Genomic DNA, 1720 nt, shown 5'->3' on the forward strand with positions numbered 1-1720 from the left:
TCTTGCGTCATTGATGCCGCTCGAGCCCGCACCGAGCCCGGCAGTGGATGTGCCCGAAGCGCTGAAAGCCAGCTCGCTCGAGCTGTGGTATCAGCAGAAACTTCATCTCCGGACATTGGTTCCGAGCGGCGCCGAGGCGCTGATCCGGATGCGCCATCCCGCATGGGGCGTCGTGCCGCCTGCCTACTTCATCCCCGACGAAAGCGATCCGCATTTTCATGCGCTGTCCGAGTTCGTGATCGCGCGCGCGATCGAGGACTGGCGCTATCTGCTCGGGCAGATCGGACCGGTCGATCTCTCGATCAACCTGCCGATCTCGTTTCTGGCCGACGATGCTGCGGTGCGCGAGCTTTGCTACCGGATTCCGGATCATGCGGCGTTCGCCGGCCTGCTGATCGAGATCGACAGCGCCGAGGTGATCGACAATCTCGACCTGGCGATCGATGTCGCCCGGCGCGTTCGCCTGCACAATATCGGCATCTCGATCGACAATGTCGGCGCGAAGTGGCCATCCTTGCTGGGATTGCCGAACTTTCCGTTCGTCCAGCTGAAGGTCGACCATCAATACGTCACCGGTTGCGCGGATCAGCGCCTCAAGCAGACGGTGTGCCGGCGTATCGTCGAGCTCGCACACGACTCCGGCGCGCAGGTAATTGCGCAGGGGGTCGAGACGCGCGCGGACTTTCTTGCCGCACATGAGATGGATTTCGATCAGGTCCAGGGTTACCTGTTCGGCAAGCCGATGGGCGTCAAGAAGTTCGCCCGCTCGCGCACGCACTTCTCGGAGAAAGAGCCGATCGTCCTGAGGCATGGCGCCTAGTCAGGCGCGAGTGTCGCCATCGATCGCGCGCAGCGCTTCGCCGCGGGCGATCAGGCGCTTTGTGTGAATCGGCGGATGGAATGACCCTGCCCAGATTAATGATGTCAACGGCTTAACGTGCCGATCGGCGCCGGGCCCCGCGCCAACTCACATGCTGACGGCGGTCGTCTTCCCCTCGGCTTTGCTATGCACTTCAAGCTCGAGAGATCGATTCGTTCAGGATAATCTCCTGAATAACGAGATAAGCCGTACGGCAGTTGCCGCACGGCTCTTCCGGAGTTCGTCATTCACTGCGCGGATCCGGTAGCGACGCGCTGAGCCGACGTCTTGGCAGACTTATTGGACGCGCTCGTCGGCGACCTTCTTCTCAGAAGAGAGCTCGGTCGTAATTCTGCGCATTGCCACGGCCTGGGCCTGAACTTTTTGGCTAACACGCTCGAACTCAGCCATCTGGTTCTGGAAACCGGCATCCTGGGTCTGCTGGGTAGCAGGAGCGGCGCCGTTACCGCCAACACTATTAACCGCCATGTCTATTCACCTTTCTTTATGATAGTCGTTAGTTGTGGCCTGCTACGTCGGGCGGGCCGACGATACGAGGGGCAGGAATAGAAAGAAAGACGGTGCTCGCCCCCCAGACTTCTCAGGCTCAGTTCGGCGCTCTTGCCGAGACCAACGGTCTTGGGCTGTACGTTGTCCGTTTTGCCGGCGTTCTTGTTTTCGGCGGCCATCGCTTTCTCCTATGCTCGTCTTGTTACGTCTCAATAGACGTGCTCGCCTAGAGTTCAGCAGCCTCACGCTAGGCGCGCTACCTTTCGAGAAGCTGACGAGTCTCGGTCGGGGTGATTAGGTCGATCCTTTGCAGCAGCCCATCACCTGCCGGCAGCTGCAACCTCACCTAGG

2 protein-coding genes are annotated in these 1720 nt (G+C 60.3%); one reads left to right on the forward strand and one right to left on the reverse strand.

The features are described 5' to 3' along the window. On the forward strand, positions 1 to 820 hold an 820-nt coding region (locus tag QJT78_RS50890; protein ID WP_049810454.1), incomplete at its 5' end, for an EAL domain-containing protein. A gap of 336 nt (positions 821 to 1156) precedes the next feature. On the opposite strand, the gene QJT78_RS50895 is transcribed toward QJT78_RS50890, so the two are convergent. After that, entirely contained in the window at positions 1157 to 1348 is a 192-nt protein-coding gene (locus tag QJT78_RS50895) for a hypothetical protein (protein ID WP_014498042.1), read from the reverse strand. Positions 1349 to 1720: the final 372 nt, after the last annotated feature.

It is taken from the genome of Bradyrhizobium sp. Mp27 (assembly GCF_029953005.1).
GTDB lineage: Bacteria > Pseudomonadota > Alphaproteobacteria > Rhizobiales > Xanthobacteraceae > Bradyrhizobium > Bradyrhizobium barranii.